Source organism: Nonomuraea sp. NPDC048901, assembly GCF_040649695.1.
GTDB lineage: Bacteria > Actinomycetota > Actinomycetes > Streptosporangiales > Streptosporangiaceae > Nonomuraea.
In genome coordinates, this window is sequence record NZ_JBEZFW010000024.1 from 73,499 (window position 1) to 88,972 (window position 15,474).

Below are 15,474 nucleotides of genomic sequence, written 5' to 3' on the forward strand. Positions count from 1 at the left end.
CGGCGCATAACCCATGGATCACGGACCCTAGGCTTCGTCCCATAAAATCGTACTTACTGGATAAATGCCACATTCTCCCCAATGAAGGCAGTGGCAAAGTGGCGCTCCATGCCCATTGACCACGGATGCCCAGTTCGTAGACACTCGGTTTCTAGAAGCGACTCCATCCTTCACCCTGCGGGGAAATCATGATCGTTGAGTTCGTGATCGCAGTAGCTCAAGGCGTCGTTCAATCTCTCCTGGTCGACCTCATCCGAGGCAAGCGGGATGCCGCAAGAAAGCAGGAGATCGAAGCCGCCGCCGCCTCTATCGCCCGAGAACGTGCAGCGCTGAGCACCGAGCAACTTGATGAGGTCGTCCGAAAGGTGATGACCGAAATAGCAGAGATCATCAAACGCGACCCCGATCTCACCGTCGGCCCGCTTGGCGGCGTCAAACTCGCCCGGCAGGTGGCCAAGAAGAACACCCCCGAACTCCAAGAGCAGATCCTCACCGATCGCCTCGCCCGGTTGAACGATATCGTCAATCAACGAAGAGCGGCTCTCGGCCTGCCGTTGAATCCGGCTACTGCCGTCCAGTATGAGCAGGTCGCCAAAGATGATCTGCATTCAGATCTATGGCGCACCGAGCTGGAGGCGATGAAGCAACGCGTACATAGGCGCCGCAGCGGGCAGTCCGAGACGGATAATGCATGACCGACGCAAGAATACCGTCCAGATTTCACCGCGAAGTGACTCTGCACCTGTACAAGAATCTGATGCCCGAGCCCGAGCCTTCGGCGCCCCTGATTCTCGGCATCCACGGCCCCTCCGGGGAAGGCAAGACATATCAGTGCGAAAAACTCATGGAACGTTTGGGAATCGAAACCAGCCTCGTCTCGGGTGGCGAACTGGAGAGCGTGGAGGCCGGCGAGCCGGCCAGGCTGGTACGCGAAAAGTATTTGGCGTGCGCAAGAATGCGGGCGAGCAGCAGCCGGGGCCTCCGGCCGGTGGCGTTGATTTTCAATGACATCGACGCCGCCATCGGCAACTGGGGCGACATGGTGCAGTACACGGTCAACAGACAGAACATATTTGGCGAGCTCATGCACTTGGCAGATTTTCCGCAGCACGTGGACGGTCAAAGAGTCAAGCGCGTGCCGATCATCATCACCGGCAATGACTTCACCAAGCTGTACGGCCCGCTGATCCGGCCGGGACGTATGCGCCCGTTTCCATGGGCGCCGACCCGGATCGAGAAATCCGAAGTAGTCGCGAGTATGTTCCCCGAGCTTCGGGCCGACTGCGCGCAGTTGCTCGACGAGTTTCCCGACATGCCCATAGCCTTCTTTTCCGCCATACGTAACGATCTAGCCGATGACCTGCTCTGGGAGCACATCGCCGCCATTGGTCCACGCGAGGCCCTGGAGCGGCTTGCTCATGGGCTCCAGCCGAAGATACCCGGGAATGTCACGCTACCCAGAGTAATCGCCACCGGGCGTGTCATCCGTGCCGCCAGTAGCTATGTCAACCATCTATGGAGCAGCTCGTGGCCTACACCTACACAAGATCAAGAACGGAAACCACCACCTTCACCCTGACACGGATGGATGCCGTGATCTCGCAGGTCCGAACTGCGCTTCGCCGTACGTACACCCCCTCTTCGACCATCGAGAAAGTGTGCAGAGGCATCCAGAATCAATGGATAGAAAAAGTAACAATATGCGGGGAAGACGACTACGGGTCCATCTGGTGCCAGCTCGCGCTGCACATTGATTGGACGCGCTACCAGCTGCACATGACAGCGGGGCGGACGACGATCACGTACGATCAGCGGTGGGCCGAGGGCGCGTCCATAGAATTGGACGAAGCACTCCTTCTTTACGACCGATACGTCAAGAGCAAGGGCGGCTCCTTGCGTTCCCATGTATATGTCTACTACATCTCAGGGACCTCGCATTCTTGGCGATCCCAAGTTCAGCAGGCGCTCGGCTTCGTCACCGCCCAGCCAAAAACATGGGCCGGTCAGCAATCCGGGACGAAGATGATGATTCCCGAGCTGGATGAGATAACCGTGGACTTCAGCATGGTCGCCTGAAACCGGCTGCTGCGGCCACAGCGTCTTCAGTGAGACTTGACCGAGGCGTCCTCGGCGGGGATCTCCTTCGGTGAGGCGCGCAGCCAGCGGCAGCCGTGCGGGTCCATCGTCAGCCGGGCCACGCCCTCCTCCGAGACCTCCAGGGTCCCGTCCACCAGGAGGTCCGTGAGCGTGTGCGTCTCCAGGCCGACCAGCTTCAGCTCCACGTCCTGGGCGGTTTCGCCGAGGTTGTGGATCGCCACCACCGTGGCGCCGTCGGCGTCGGAGCGGTGCGCCAGGATCGCCGGATCGGCCGTCTCCAGCACCGTGCAGTCGCCCCAGGCCAGCTCGGGGCACTCCCGGTAGCGCTCGATGAGCAGCTGGAACCAGCGCAGCAACGAGTCGTTGTCCCGCTTCTGGTCGGCCACGTTGATGCGAGCGGGCGCGAAGGCGGCCTCCGGCATCTCGCGTTCGGGGGTGCCGCGGGTGAAGCCGCCGTCCGGTGACCACTGCATCGGCGTCCGTACGGCCATGCGGCCCTCCGCCTTGAGGTTCTCGCCCATGCCGATCTCTTCGCCGTAGAACATGACGGGGGTGCCGGGGAGGGAGAAGAGCAGGCTGTAGGCCATCTTGATGCGGCGCATGTCCCCGCCCATCATGGTCGGCAGGCGTCGGCGCAGGCCACGGCCGTAGATCTGCATGTCCTCCTCGGGGCCGAACGCCTGGAAGATCTCCTGGCGTTCCTTGTCCGTGAGCTTGTCCAGCGTCAGCTCGTCGTGGTTGCGGAGGAACATCGCCCACTGGCAGTCCTTGGGCGGTTTGGGGCGAGAGCTGAGCGCGTCGGCGAGCGGCTCGGCCTCGCCGCGCGCCAGTGCCAGCCACGCGCGCTGCATGCCGATGAAGTCGAAGCACATGGTGAGCTGGTCGCCGAGTCCGTCGCCGAAGTACGGGAGCAGGCCCTTGTAGGGCAGGTTGACCTCGCCGAGCAGCACCGAGGCGCCCTCGCGGCGGGTCATGAAGGCGCGCAGGTCCGCCAGGAACTCGTGCGGGTCGGCAAGCTGGGGCTGGACGTTCTCGATGAGGAACGGCACCGCGTCGACCCTGAACCCCGACAGCCCGAGCTCCATCCAGAAACCCAGGATCCGGGCGATCTCATCGCGGACCTCGGGGTTGCTGACGTTCAGGTCGGGCTGGTGGCGGTAGAAGCTGTGCAGGTAGTACTGGCCGGTGGAGGTGTCGAGCTGCCAGATGCTGTCCTCCTTGTCGGGGAAGACCACCTGCTTGGGATCGTCGGGTTCCGGCTTGTCCGACCAGACGTACCAGTCGCGCTTCGGCGACTTCTTGCTGGAGCGCGACTCGATGAACCAGGGATGCTGGTCGGAGGTGTGGTTCACGACCAGGTCCGCGATCACCCGCAGGCCGCGGTCCTTGGCGGTGCGCATGAACTCCACGAAGTCGCCCAGCGTCCCGAGCCTCGGGTCGATGGCGTAGAAGTCGGTGATGTCGTAGCCGTCGTCCCTGTTGGGGGTGGGGAAGAACGGCATCAGCCACAGACAGGTGACCCCGAGCCCCGCCAGGTAGTCGATCTCCTGCGTGAGCCCCCGGAAGTCGCCGACCCCGTCGTCGTTGCCGTCCTTGAACGTCTCGACGTCGAGACAATAGACAACGGCATTCTTCCACCACAGGTCAGACGTGTAGGTCAGTCGCATGACGCGACCGCTACCCAGCGGCGGCGCACACATTCCGGAACGCGACTCTCATCCACATAAGCCGGACAGGTCCCATACGCCCGTAGTGGCCATTGAATGTCGCTAAGATCTCCAGCGGCAAGGTTGTAGCGCAGAGGTCGTCGCGCCTTACAGCAGGTTGGAGGACGTCGGTTCGAATCCGACCAGCCTTGCCCCAAATCGCGGAGTGGGGGTGTGGGTGTCGGTCGTCGATCCTGACTGGACCGGGACACCGCCGCCCGAATCAGGAACCCTCCCCAACCCCGCTGAGGTCGAGACCTGCCTGCGGGTGATGGCCCAGGCACGCGCGGCGGATCCGGCCGATCCTCAATGGGCGGCCGTGCACGAGGCCGCGGCGCACCTGTACCGGGCGGGGAAGAAGACCCGAAAGGCGTCGCGGCACGCCGAGCGCAGGCGACGCGACCACGAGGCCACGGCGGCCACGACGCGCTATCGAGAGCAGGATCCATCCCCCGCGCTCGTCCCGCCGGCAGCCCCGACGGGCCCCCAGGATCCGCCGGGTGACGCGCCGACACGGCGCCCGCTGGTGGGCACGCGACGCTGTTACGTCTGCAAGTCCGCCTACCAGCAGGTGCATCCGGAATACCACCTGCTGTGCCCGGACTGCGCCGAGGAGAATCTGGCCCGTCGGCACGCCCACTGCGACCTGCGTGGCCGCCGGGCGATCGTGACCGGCGGCCGGGTGAAGATCGGTTTCCAGCTGACGCTGAAGCTGCTGCGCGACGGCGCGGACGTCCTGGTCACCACCCGCTTTCCGCGGGATGCCGCCCGTCGGTTCGCGGCCGTGCCCGACGCCGAAGCCTGGCTGGACCGGGTACACGTCCACGGTGTCGACCTGCTCGACCTGGCGGCCGTCGCGGGTCTGCTGGAGTCCGTTCAGCGGCGGTTCAGTCATCTCGACATCCTCGTCAACAACGCGGCCCAGACGATCCGCCGACCCGGCGCGTACCACCGCGAGGTGCGCGCGGCGGAGCGCGCCCCGCTGAGCGGCCTGGCCGCGCGGATCGACGTGGCGGACATATCGGGAACGGTCGCGCCCGCCGTTGCCGCGCGGCCGGAACTCGCGCCGGCGGTCGCGACTCCATCGGGCTCCGGGCAAGCTGTCACGCGACGGGACGCCCTGGAGGCGCTGTTCCCCGCCGGGCGGACGGACGAGACCGGTCAGCCGCTGGACCTGCGCGATCGCAACAGCTGGAGTCTCCGGCTGCACGAGGTGGACCCGGCCGAGTGGCTGGAGGTCCAGTTGGTGAACTCCTTCGCGCCGTTCTTGCTGACGTCCCGGCTGCGCGGTCTGCTCGAGGCCTCGCCGTGGCCGGACCGGTACGTCGTGCAGGTCTCGGCGATGGAGGGCAGCTTTTCCCGGGAGCAGAAGACCGTCCGCCATCCGCACACCAACATGGCCAAGGCCGCCCTGAACATGCTGACCCGCACCGCCGCCGCGGACTATGCGGCCTCGGGCATCTACATGAACAGCGTCGACACTGGCTGGGTCACCGACGAACGCCCTCATCCGGACAAGACCGCGCAGCGGGAGGCAGGGTTCCGCCCGCCGCTGGACGTCATCGACGGCGCCGCCCGGGTCTACGACCCGATCGTGCGCGGTGTGGGCGGGAACCGGATGTCCGGCCTGTTCTTGAAGGACTACCGACCGGTGGATTGGTGATGATGGAGCCGACGCCCGTACGCTGCCCCGCGATCGAGCACGTTGACGTGCCGCCGGCCGATCTGACGGACCTGGGTCCGCTGGTCGCCCGGCTGGCCGCACCGACCCGGGTGGCGGCCGACGAGACCTTCCCGCTCGGCACCGTACGGCCCGATGGCCGGGTCGATCTGTGCAAGCAGGGCCTCGGCCCGGCTGGTGCGGCGCGGCTGCTCCCGGCCGCGGTGGCCTCGCCGCACGCCGTGCATCTGCTGCTGGGCACCAACGCCATCGGCAACGATGGCGCCCGGACCATCGCCGACGCGCTCGTTCCCGGCCACGGCCTGGAGACTCTCTACCTCGGCTGCAACCGCATCGACGCGGCGGGCGCCGAGGCGCTCGCCGGTCGGCTGACCACGGACACCACCGTGCGCGCCCTGTGGCTCAAGCGGAACCCGGTGGGCGACGACGGAGTCCTCGCCCTCGCCGCGATGCTGCGCCAGAACACCACGATCCGCACGCTCGACCTGGTCAACACCGGGCTCACGCAGGAGGGCCTGCGGGCGCTGCTGGCCGTGCTCACCGAGCGGCCGAATCCGGTCGAACGGCTGTTTCTGGGCGGCAACGGGCTGGGCTCGGAGTCCGGTGACCTGCTGGCCGCGCTGATCCGGGACGCCGGGGTACGCGAGCTCTACCTTCCGGCGAACCATCTCGGCGACGCCGGTGCGGCCACGCTCGCCGTGGCGGCCGACCCCGCCCGGCCGGTGCGCCTGGGCCTCGGTGGCAACGGCATCGGGCCGGACGGCGCACGCGCGCTGGCCGACGCGCTCAGCGGCATCGAGGCACTCGATCTGGGACGTCCGCCATCGGAGCGGAGCCTCGGCGCGCCCGCGAACGTCACCGGCGACACGGGCGCGGCCGCGCTGGCCGCGGCTCTGCCCGGCAGCCCACTGCGCCGGCTGGAGCTGCGCCGGACCGGGATCACCGGCCGGGGCGCCAAGGCTCTGCTGGCCGCCGTTCCCGACGACACCCGTCTGGAATACGTCGGGTTCGGCCCCGGCGTGCCCCGCCAGGTGAAGCGTGCGCTGGCGCCACGGCTCCGTCCCGCCGCCCGGACCCATCCGGACCTGCACGCGATCGGGAGCCTCTACCGGTGAGCGCGGCGCCCCCACCGGCCGGTCTGCCACCTCGTACGCCGTCCCGTTCGTATCCGCCGCACGAGGCGTCCCGGTTGCGGCGGATAAGGCGGTACGCGGTCCCCCCGTGGATGATCGATCAGGCGACCGAACGACGGCTCGCCGGCGACTGGCGTGGCGCCTGCGCCGTCGCCAACATCGATGTCACCTTCGACCTGGCCGACATCGCGAATGAGCACGGTGACGCCGTCGCCACGGCGCTCGAGGACGACCTGCGCAACTTCGCCCCGGACCTGCTGCGCTGGCACCTGCCCCGCCTGGACCGCGGGCGTACGACGATCGTGCCCGACCAGGTGATGGTCCTGGGAAGGCCGGGTGGGGCCTCAGACGCCCCGTACCTGTACCTCCAGACGCCCCGCTGGATGGTCCACGGTCCGCAGCGGCTACGCCTGCATGTCGGGCCGGTTCACCAGCAGGACACCTATCTGGAGACCGACTGGGCGTACTGCGCGTTCTGGCGCGACATCGTCCAGGACTGGAGCTCGTCGCGTCACCTGTGGGATGTACGCCATACCGACGACCTGCGTGAACGCTGCGGTGGCGACAAGGCTCGGGCTCCGTTCTTCCACGGCGACGGCACACCGCGCGGGGCGCAAGAGCTTCCCACGGCCGACCCTGGCCACGCCGACCCGGCGTCGCTCACCGAGTGGGTCACGCTGCTGCACGAACGTGGTGAGGTCGAAGCGGCGTTCGCAGCCGCCGGCATCGATCTGGATGCCGCGCCGCTCGAGCTCGATCCCTATTACGGGGTGAATCGCGTTGATCCGCTCGACGTTCTCGCGCGGATGCCCCTCGCCTTGAGCCGGGTGGAGGCGGAGATCCGTCGCCTCGCGGCCTCAGTGGGAACCGACCGTTTCTGGCTTCCCTACCGGCAGTACGCGGCGATCCTGTTCGAGACCGACGGATCGGATGCGGGGCTGCGCGTCCGACTCGTCGAATTCGAGGCAGGCACGGAGCCCGCGGACATGGTGCTCCCCGAAGCGTGCTGGCGCCGCCTGCCCGACCTTGACCTGCTGCGGGACGGCTATCCGCCGGAGCGGCTCCATCCGCTCGTACACGAGGCCCTGTTCCCGAGCCGCGCGGTGCACGGCGTTCCTGCGGCCGACCCGGAGCTCCCGAAGCCGACCCGGATCCGCTGCCGCGGCGAGTGGCACGAGGCGTCCTTCCGTGACGGCGTCCTGCACATCCCACACAGCGCAGAGGAGCAGCAGCGGGAGGACGCCATGCGGGCGTTCGGGGGCGCGATCGCCGGATGCTTCGCAGCACGGCACGCGTGGACGTCCGGAACCGGACGGCTGCCCAAGGCCCTGCGCGACCAGCGAAGGGACATTTTCGCGCGGGCCCAGCACGGCGACCTCCCGGGAGTCCTACGACTGCTGGACGCCGGCGTGGATCCACGCGTCCGTGATGGCCGACAGCGCACCCTGCTCCACATGCTGCAGCACCTCGACCATGATGGTCTGCTCGGGCGGCTCCTGGCGGCGGGCCTGGACATCGACGCCAGAGATGAGGACCAGCGCACGCCGCTGTTCTCTGCGATCTGCGGGGACGGTTCGGTAGCGCTCGTCCACGCGCTGCTCGCCGCGGGGGCGCGGATAGACCTGACCGGCGCGATCCAAGACGAGCCCGTCTCGCTCTACAGCCTGATCGTCATGCTCGATCGCTATGACCTGGGCTTCATCAAGGATCGGATCGAACGCGAGTATCCGGAAATCGCTGAGGAAGCGTGAACGCCGTCAGCACGCCAGTCCCCGTCCCCACGGCTGCGCCCCGCCGCACGCCGTCGTACCCACCGGACGAGGCGTCGAGCCGACGGCGGATCCTGCGGTACGCCGTTCCCCGGTGGATGATCGAGCGGGCCACCGAGCGACGTCTCGACGGAGACTGGCGCGGCGCCTGCGCCGCCGCGAACGTCAACGTCGCGTTCGACCTGGCCGACATCGCCCGGGAGCATGGCGGCGCCGTCGCGGTCGCTGTCGAGGACGACCTCCGCCATTTCGCACCGGACCTGCTGCGCTGGCATCTGCCGCGCGTCCTGGACGGACGTACGACGATCCGCACCGGCCAGACGGTGACATTGGGCGGTTACCTGGGTGCGGACAAGGCCACGCATTATCTGCACGTCACCACCCCGACGATGGTGGACGGGCCGCAGCGGCTACGCCTGTGCTTCGGCCGGATCGACCATGTCTTCAGCTCGGGCGGTCATCGGCGCGTCCACGACTGGACCATGCTGCGGCACCTGTGGGATGTACGGCACACCGGCGCGCTGCTGGAACGCCATGGTGGTGGAGACCGGCCGCCATTCTTCAACGCGGACGGGACCCGGCGCGCCGCCGGGGAGCTGCCCACGGCCGACCCCGGCCGCGCCGACCCGCCGGCCCGCGCCGAATGGGTGACCCTGCTGCATGAGCGAGGGGAGGTCGAGGCGGCGTTCGCCGCGGCGGGGATCGCGCTGGATCCGTCACCACTCAAGCACCGCTGGGGCTTGATCGATCCGCTGTCTGTCCTGGAGAGACTCCCGCTGGCGCTGACCAGGATCGAGCCGGAGATCCGGCTGCTCATCCGCGAGGGCTTCGGGCGTCGCTTCCAGATTCCGCATTCCTTCAGCGCCCTGCTGCTCGAAGACAGCAGGCAGGTCGACGGACTGCGGATCCGGGTCATCGACCCCGAGGAGATCTCCGGCGCTCCGGTGCTGCCCGAGGCGTGCTGGCGGCGGCTGCCGGACCTCGACGCACTCCGGCTTGGCGACGCGGATCCGGACCGGCTGCATCCGCTGGTCCGGGACGCGCTCTTCCCGCTGCGTGAGGACTCCGCCGATCCGGTCGGACCGCCGGATCCGCGGCTCCCGTCCCCGGTTCGGGTGCGCTGCCGCGGTGAGTGGCACGAGGTGTGCTTCCAGGACGGCGCGCTGCGGGTGCCGCACAGCGCGGACGAGCAGCGGCGAGAGCAGGCGATGCGGGCGTTCGGCGGCGCGGTCGCCGGCTGTTTCGCCGTGGCGCAGGCAGTGTCCTCCGGCGAGGGTCGGCTGCCGAAGGCCTTGCGGGAGCAGCAGCGGGAGTTGTACACGCGCGCCCAGCACGGTGACACGCCGGGAGTGCTCAGGCTTCTCGACGCCGGGGTCGACCCACGCTTCCGTGACGGTCGGCGCCGCACGCTCCTGCACGCGCTGATCCACCTGGACCACGAGGTCCTGCTGCCGCGCCTGCTGGCGGCCGGGGTCGACCTCGAGGCCGAGGACCACAACCGGCGCACAGCGCTGCACGTGGCGGTCGGAGACAACGGCTCCGTCGCGCTGGTCCGGGCGCTACTGGCCGCCGGAGCGAACCCCGACGTCGCCGACGACACGGGCCACTCGCTCTCCCAGCTCATCCGCTTCCACGAGCGCACCGACCTGGACTTCCTCCTGGCCCTGCTGGACCGGGACCGTTAGAACGAGGAACATTGACCGTCACCGATGAGAACCTCACACCGGATCCGCTGGCCGCGGCCGACGAACTGGTCCGCCGGCTCGGCTCCCAGCGGACGGAGCCGGCCGCGAACCCGCAGCTGGAGGCGCTGGCGCTCGCGGTGTCGGCGAACCTCCCCGTGCTGTTGTGGGGCGAGCCGGGGATCGGCAAGTCCGCCGGCCTCCAGCAGTTGGCCGCCGGGCTCGGCGTCCCGCTGGAGACGGTGATCGCGAGCGTGCACGAGCCCTCCGACTTCGCCGGCCTGCCGATCATCGGTGATGATCCGGCCACCACCGGGGTGCCGATGGCCCCACCGGACTGGGCGGTGCGGCTGGCCGCGGCCGGGCGCGGCGTCGTGTTCTTCGACGAGCTGTCGTCCGCTCCCCCTGCCGTCCAGGCGGCGCTGCTGCGGGTCGTCCTCGAACGCCGGGTCGGCAGCCTGTCGCTCCCGGAGCCGGTCCGTGTGGTCGCCGCCGCCAACCCGCCGTCCAGCGCCGCGGACGGCTGGCACCTCAGCCCGCCACTGGCGAACCGGTTCGTCCACCTGCAGTGGACGCACGATCCGCGAACGGTCGCACGAGGCATGGCCGGAACCTGGCCGGCCGTGCCCCTGCCGCTCATTGACCCGGCCCGGGTGCCCAGCGCGGTCGCCCGCGCCCGTGGGGTGATCTCGGGGTTCCTGACCGCACGGCCCGGCCTGGCCCACCATCTGCCCGGCGACGCGGAGAGCCGGGGCCGCGCCTGGCCGTCGCCTCGTACCTGGGAGATGGTGCTGCGCCTGCTGTCGGTCGGGTACGCCGCCGACGCCGACCAGAAGGCGGTCGCGGCCGCGGTGATCGGCGCGGTGGGCGACGGCACGGGTCTGGAGCTGCTGGCCTACCTCGAACAGCTCGACCTGCCCGACCCGGACCGCGTTCTGGCCAATCCGGCCGCCTTCGCACTACCGGAGAGGGGCGACCGGCAGCTCGCCTTCCTGACGGCCATCGTCTCAGCGGTGCAGAGCGACCTCACGCGGCGACGCTGGGAGGCCGGCTGGGCGGTGCTGGCCAAGGCCGTCGACGCCGGCGTACCGGACGTCGCGGCCCGGGCCGCCGGGGATCTCGCGGCGATGCGCGACACCGACTGGCCGGTGCCGAGCGGCATCGACGCGTTCCTCGATCTGCTCCAGCTGTCCGGCGCGCTGCCGAGCGCCTCCTGACCCGTGGCCGAATTCGACCGGGTCAAGTTGCTCGCCGCGCGCTATCGTGCCGCGAGCGACCGGCCGTACCTCGCCTCCGCGCTCTACTCGCTGACGGTCGTGCCGACCAGCGGTGTGCCGACGATGGCCGTCGATCGGCACTGGCGGTGCTACGTGTCACCGGCGTTCGTCGCGGCGACGTCCGTTCCCGAGCTCGCGGGCGTATGGATCCATGAGGTTTCTCACGTGCTGCGCGACCACCACGGCCGTGCGGACCGGCTGCCGGCCACCGACCAGCGCGACCGGTTGCGCGTGAACGTCGCCCAGGACTGCGAGATCAACGATGACCTGCTCGCCGATGGGCTGACACTGCCGGAAGGCCGGGTGGAACCCGGCACCTTCGGGCTGACGGCCGGACGGCTGTTCGAGGAGTATCTCCCGCAGTTGCCGCCGTCCGCTGTCTGCTCCGACTGCGGCTCCGGCGCCCACGGCTCACCGGGCGATTGGGAGCTCACCGGTGACGGCGGGCCGGGCGGCGTCAACACGGTCGAGTCCGAGGCTCTGCGGCGGCATACCGCCGAAGCGATGCGCGCCCACCAGCGCAACCGCGGCAGCCTTCCGGCCGGCTGGCAACGCTGGGCGGAGCAGATCCTGGAACCGACGGTCGACTGGCGCCGGGTGCTCGCGGGCGCCGTACGGGAGGCGGTCGCCTGGGCCGCCGGGGCGGTCGACTACACCTACCATCGCCCGTCCCGCCGCACCGCCGCACTGCGCGGCGTCGTGCTGCCGAGCCTGCGCCGCCCGCTGCCGGTCGTCGCGATCGTCATCGACACCTCGGGGTCCATGGGCGAGGACGAGCTCGCGGCGGCCCTCGCCGAGGTCACCGGTGTACTGCGGGAGGTCGGCGTCGGCGGTAATCGGGTCACGGTGCTCGCCTGCGACGCCGACGTACAGACCGCTGCTCGAGTGACGTCCGCGCAGCAGGTGAATCTCGCCGGTGGGGGCGGCACCGACATGCGGGTCGGCATCAGCGCGGCCCTCGCCCTGCCCGAACGGGTCGGCGTCGTGATCGTGCTGACCGACGGCTTCACTCCCTGGCCCGACGCGCCGTCGTCGGCCCGCCTCATCGCCGCGCTCATCGGCACGGACCCGCCGCCCCCGCCCACCTGGGTCGAAGCAATCCACATTCCTGCGGGATAAACCGGCCAGATTAGCGGTCCGCTGTCCCTGTGGGCACGACCCACTGGGTGGGCTGTCCGGTGATCGATGCGACCATATCGAAGTCACCGTCGTAGTGGAGCACGGTCGCCCGGTGACGTTCGGCAGTGGCGGCAATAAGGAGATCCGCCATGGACAGGGCACGGTGAAAACCACGCTCCAACGCGACGCCCTGAACCTCGAGCACGCGCTCGAACACCTCGTCGCCGCAGGAGAGAAAGTTGAAGCCGCGCAGCAGGAAGCGGATACGGGCCATGTCCGGCTTGTTGCGAGCGCTGTAGACCATCTCCCATTCCACCGCCGCGCAGGTGGCCAGGACGCCCCGGTCACTGAAATCGTCCAGAACCCGGCCGACGGAGGGATGGCCCCAGCGCGCGAGCGCCGATTTGTCAGCGAGGTAATCGGTCACGCAGCACCTTGTTGCGTGGAGCGCTGAAGGGTGCCGTCGGCATTGCGGGGACCGGTGTTCTCCACGATCTCGCTGAGGTCGAGCTCCCCGCTCTTGATCGCGTTCGCGAGCTCCTGACGGAGATGGCGCTTGACGGCATCCTCCATGGCCATGCGCACAGCCTTCGCTTTGGTCTTTGAGCCGTAGATGCGCATGGCCTCGGCCACCATCTCGTCATCGAGGTCAATGACAGTTCGGGACATGACAGGACCCTTCCATTAGCCATGGCTCCCCAAAACGATACCGCACAAGCAGGAAGATAGATATCATTTCCTGCACGAGGTGCACGAGACCTCTATCCGGCCGATCAACGAGACGCGAGCGATCTGGCGGAGATCGTTGCCCGGAAGAGCTGGGGACGACGCCGCCACGCCTCAGAGCAGTGTGCCGCCCGTCACCTCGAAACCGGCGAGCGCCTCGTCGACGCGGGCCAGCGTGTCCGGGTGCAGGACGAGGTCGGCGGCGGCCAGGTTCTCCTCGATGTGCGCGGGCGTGCGGCTGCCCGGGATGGCCACCACGTGCTCGTACTGGTGCAGCAGCCAGGCCAGTGCCAGCTGGGCCGGGGTGATGCCCAGGCGCGTGGCCAGGTCCCTGATCGGGGCGTAGCGGTCGTTGTTGCTCGCCAGGTTGTCGGCGGAGAAGCGGGGCGCGTTGTGCCGGAAGTCGCCCTCGCCGAGCCGCTGGACGGTGCCGGTGAGGAAGCCGTTGCCCAGCGGGCTCCAGGCCACGATCCCCACGCCCAGCTCGCGGGCCGTCTTGAGGAGGTCGGGATCGACCGGCCGCCACATCGACCATTCGTTCTGTACGGCCGTCACCGGGTGCACGGCGTGCGCCCTGCGCAGCTCGTCGGCGGTCACGTTCGACAGGCCAAGGTGCCTGACCAGCCCGGCCTCGACCAGCTCGGCCATCGCCCCGGCCGTCTCCTCGATCGGTACGCCCGGGTCCACGTAGTGCGCGTAATAGAGGTCGATCACGTCGGTGTCCAGGTTGCGCAGGCTCCGCTCGGCGTAGCGGCGGACCAGCCTCGGCTCGGCGTTCACCCGCAGCTCGCCGAACGCGTAGCCCACCGGGTGCGATCTGCTCGCCTCACCCTCCGGGATGGCCAGGCCGAACTTGGTGGCGACCACCACCTCAGCACGCCGTCCCTTGATCGCCCGGCCGACCAGGCGTTCGTTGTGGCCGTTCACGCCGTAGGCGTCACTGGTGTCGATGTGTACCGCTCCGGCGTCGAGTGCCGCCTTGAGCGCCGTTTCCGCGCGGGTGTCGTCGATGTCGCCGTACACGCCGGGTGACAGCACCATGGCGCCGAAACCGATCGCGGGGACCGTCAGGTTGTTGCCAAGTTCACGGGTCTTCATGTGGTTCATCCTGCTTGCGGTACGCGCGGCGCGTCCAAGACCTTCTGCTATAACCATCGGTTATGGACGTGCACCTGCGTGACTTGCGGTATTTCGTGGCGGTCGCCGAGGAGCTGAACGTGACCAGGGCCGCCGAGCGGCTGTTCGTCTCGCAGCCCGCGCTGTCCAAGCAGCTGAGGGCGCTGGAACGGCAGCTCGGCTTCGACGTGTTCGAGCGCGTACCCACCGGGGTGGTGCTCACCAGGCAGGGTGAGGCGCTGTTGCCGGTGGCGCGCGAACTGCTCGACCGATGGACCGCCGGGCTGGAGACCGCCAGGGCCGCCGCGCCCACGGGCACGCTGGTCATCGGCATGCAGACGGCCGTAGGGCGGGGACTGCAGCACGAGGCGCTGCGCCTGTTCCGCGCGGCGATGCCCGGCTGGGAGGTGTCGCTGCGGCTGGTCGGCTGGGACGACCCCAGCGGCGGCCTGGCCGACGGCGGCTCCGACGTGGCCTTCATCTGGCTGCCCGTGCCGGAGGGGCTGAGCACGCATGTTCTGGCCACTGAGGGCAGAGGCGTGGCCATGCCGGACGATCACCCCCTCGCCGGGCTGGCGGAGATCCCGTTCGAGGCGCTGCGCGACGAGCCGTTCATCGCGCTGCCCGCCTCGGCCGGGCCGCTGCGCGACTACTGGCTCGCCCGCGACCTCCGCGCCGACGAACCGGTCATCGGGTTCACGGCCAACACGCCTGAAGAGGTGTTCGAGGCCGTGACCAGCGGACTGGGCGTCGTACTGGTGGCCGAGGGCAACGCCGCGCTCTACACGCGGCCGGGCCTGGTCTACCGCCCGGTGGCCGGCCTCCCGCCGGGTGAGCTGGCCATCGCCTGGCGCTCCGGCGATAAAAGACGAGAAGTCAGGGCATTCATCGACGCGCTTCGAGAGAGCGCCACTAAGGTCTGACCGATACGGATCCCGCGAAAGGGCAACCCATGAGCGACGACTACACGATCACCTTCGATTTGATCGACGTTGACAATGACGGCCGGATCTCCGCCGAAGAGCTGGTCGGGCTGATGGAGGTGCTCGGTCAGCCGATCACGCTGGAGGCCGCGCAGGCCGGGGTGGAGAAGCTCGACAAGGACGGCGACGGCCTGATCGACGTCGAGGAGTTCGGCACCTTCCTGCAGAGGTAAAACAAGCACTTG

At 68.8% G+C, this 15,474-nt stretch carries 15 protein-coding genes and 1 tRNA gene; 12 read left to right on the forward strand and 4 right to left on the reverse strand.

The window, feature by feature from the left end:
- The first annotated feature begins 188 nt into the window (after positions 1–188).
- The 3 genes from AB0C30_RS50245 to AB0C30_RS50255 are packed head-to-tail and all read left to right on the forward strand — an operon-like array spanning position 189 to position 2,076.
- Positions 189–695: a hypothetical protein gene (locus AB0C30_RS50245; RefSeq protein ID WP_357957823.1), complete on the forward strand. Its 507-nt coding sequence runs from the start codon at positions 189–191 to the stop codon at positions 693–695.
- Positions 692–1,579 (forward strand): AAA family ATPase, encoded by an 888-nt coding sequence (locus AB0C30_RS50250; protein ID WP_357957825.1) that lies wholly within the window; start codon positions 692–694, stop codon positions 1,577–1,579. The genes AB0C30_RS50245 and AB0C30_RS50250 overlap by 4 nt, the downstream gene beginning before the upstream one ends.
- Positions 1,528–2,076: a hypothetical protein gene (locus AB0C30_RS50255; protein ID WP_357957827.1), complete on the forward strand. Its 549-nt coding sequence runs from the start codon at positions 1,528–1,530 to the stop codon at positions 2,074–2,076. Before AB0C30_RS50250 ends, AB0C30_RS50255 begins: the two co-directional genes overlap by 52 nt.
- 26 nt (positions 2,077–2,102) lie before the next feature.
- Here the strand turns inward: AB0C30_RS50255 and AB0C30_RS50260 are convergent, their stop codons facing one another.
- Complete coding sequence (locus tag AB0C30_RS50260; RefSeq protein ID WP_357957829.1) at positions 2,103–3,764, reverse strand: alpha-amylase family protein; 1,662 nt, start codon at positions 3,762–3,764, stop codon at positions 2,103–2,105.
- A gap of 119 nt (positions 3,765–3,883) precedes the next feature.
- On the opposite strand from AB0C30_RS50260, the gene AB0C30_RS50265 reads away from it, so the two are divergent.
- The 7 genes from AB0C30_RS50265 to AB0C30_RS50295 all read left to right on the forward strand — a co-directional run bounded on the left by AB0C30_RS50265 (position 3,884) and on the right by AB0C30_RS50295 (position 12,464).
- Positions 3,884–3,955: transfer RNA gene (locus tag AB0C30_RS50265), tRNA-OTHER, on the forward strand.
- 26 nt (positions 3,956–3,981) lie between these two features.
- A complete protein-coding gene (locus AB0C30_RS50270; protein WP_357957831.1) occupies positions 3,982–5,466 on the forward strand; it encodes an SDR family NAD(P)-dependent oxidoreductase in 1,485 nt (494 codons plus the stop codon).
- Positions 5,466–6,599 carry a gala protein gene (locus AB0C30_RS50275; protein ID WP_357957833.1) on the forward strand — a complete coding sequence of 378 codons (1,134 nt, stop codon included), beginning with the start codon at positions 5,466–5,468 and terminating at the stop codon, positions 6,597–6,599. Before AB0C30_RS50270 ends, AB0C30_RS50275 begins: the two co-directional genes overlap by 1 nt.
- 110 nt (positions 6,600–6,709) lie before the next feature.
- Positions 6,710–8,368, forward strand: a complete 1,659-nt coding sequence (locus AB0C30_RS50280; RefSeq protein ID WP_357957835.1) for an ankyrin repeat domain-containing protein — start codon at positions 6,710–6,712, stop codon at positions 8,366–8,368.
- Positions 8,365–10,071, forward strand: a complete 1,707-nt coding sequence (locus AB0C30_RS50285) for an ankyrin repeat domain-containing protein (protein WP_357957837.1) — start codon at positions 8,365–8,367, stop codon at positions 10,069–10,071. The genes AB0C30_RS50280 and AB0C30_RS50285 overlap by 4 nt, the downstream gene beginning before the upstream one ends.
- Before the next feature lie 11 nt (positions 10,072–10,082).
- Positions 10,083–11,285, forward strand: a complete 1,203-nt coding sequence (locus AB0C30_RS50290) for an AAA family ATPase (protein ID WP_357957839.1) — start codon at positions 10,083–10,085, stop codon at positions 11,283–11,285.
- Positions 11,286–11,288: 3 nt separating this feature from the next.
- Positions 11,289–12,464: a VWA-like domain-containing protein gene (locus tag AB0C30_RS50295; RefSeq protein ID WP_357957841.1), complete on the forward strand. Its 1,176-nt coding sequence runs from the start codon at positions 11,289–11,291 to the stop codon at positions 12,462–12,464.
- A gap of 10 nt (positions 12,465–12,474) precedes the next feature.
- On the opposite strand, the gene AB0C30_RS50300 is transcribed toward AB0C30_RS50295, so the two are convergent.
- The 3 genes from AB0C30_RS50300 to AB0C30_RS50310 all read right to left on the reverse strand — a co-directional run bounded on the left by AB0C30_RS50300 (position 12,475) and on the right by AB0C30_RS50310 (position 14,288).
- Positions 12,475–12,891: a PIN domain nuclease gene (locus tag AB0C30_RS50300; RefSeq protein ID WP_357957843.1), complete on the reverse strand. Its 417-nt coding sequence runs from the start codon at positions 12,889–12,891 to the stop codon at positions 12,475–12,477.
- Positions 12,888–13,133, reverse strand: coding sequence for a type II toxin-antitoxin system VapB family antitoxin (locus AB0C30_RS50305; RefSeq protein WP_357651335.1), 246 nt, complete (start codon positions 13,131–13,133; stop codon positions 12,888–12,890). Before AB0C30_RS50305 ends, AB0C30_RS50300 begins: the two co-directional genes overlap by 4 nt.
- Before the next feature lie 171 nt (positions 13,134–13,304).
- On the reverse strand, positions 13,305–14,288 hold the full coding sequence (locus AB0C30_RS50310; protein WP_357957845.1) for an aldo/keto reductase: 984 nt from the start codon (positions 14,286–14,288) through the stop codon (positions 13,305–13,307).
- Between the two features lie 62 nt (positions 14,289–14,350).
- Between AB0C30_RS50310 and AB0C30_RS50315 the strand changes: the two genes are divergently transcribed.
- Both AB0C30_RS50315 and AB0C30_RS50320 read left to right on the forward strand, forming a co-directional pair.
- Entirely contained in the window at positions 14,351–15,229 is an 879-nt protein-coding gene (locus AB0C30_RS50315; protein ID WP_357957847.1) for a LysR family transcriptional regulator, read from the forward strand.
- Positions 15,230–15,258: 29 nt separating this feature from the next.
- Positions 15,259–15,462 (forward strand): EF-hand domain-containing protein, encoded by a 204-nt coding sequence (locus AB0C30_RS50320; protein WP_357957849.1) that lies wholly within the window; start codon positions 15,259–15,261, stop codon positions 15,460–15,462.
- The last annotated feature ends 12 nt before the right edge of the window (positions 15,463–15,474 follow it).

Coding starts and splice junctions, on each gene's coding strand:
- AB0C30_RS50245 (WP_357957823.1), top strand. CDS start 189: ATGATCGTTGAGTTCGTGATCGCAGTAGCTCAAGGCGTCGTTCAATCT.
- AB0C30_RS50250 (WP_357957825.1), top strand. CDS start 692: ATGACCGACGCAAGAATACCGTCCAGATTTCACCGCGAAGTGACTCTG.
- AB0C30_RS50260 (WP_357957829.1), bottom strand. CDS start 3,764: ATGCGACTGACCTACACGTCTGACCTGTGGTGGAAGAATGCCGTTGTC.
- AB0C30_RS50275 (WP_357957833.1), top strand. CDS start 5,466: ATGATGGAGCCGACGCCCGTACGCTGCCCCGCGATCGAGCACGTTGAC.
- AB0C30_RS50280 (WP_357957835.1), top strand. CDS start 6,710: ATGATCGATCAGGCGACCGAACGACGGCTCGCCGGCGACTGGCGTGGC.
- AB0C30_RS50305 (WP_357651335.1), bottom strand. CDS start 13,133: ATGTCCCGAACTGTCATTGACCTCGATGACGAGATGGTGGCCGAGGCC.
- AB0C30_RS50310 (WP_357957845.1), bottom strand. CDS start 14,288: ATGAAGACCCGTGAACTTGGCAACAACCTGACGGTCCCCGCGATCGGT.
- AB0C30_RS50315 (WP_357957847.1), top strand. CDS start 14,351: ATGGACGTGCACCTGCGTGACTTGCGGTATTTCGTGGCGGTCGCCGAG.
- AB0C30_RS50320 (WP_357957849.1), top strand. CDS start 15,259: ATGAGCGACGACTACACGATCACCTTCGATTTGATCGACGTTGACAAT.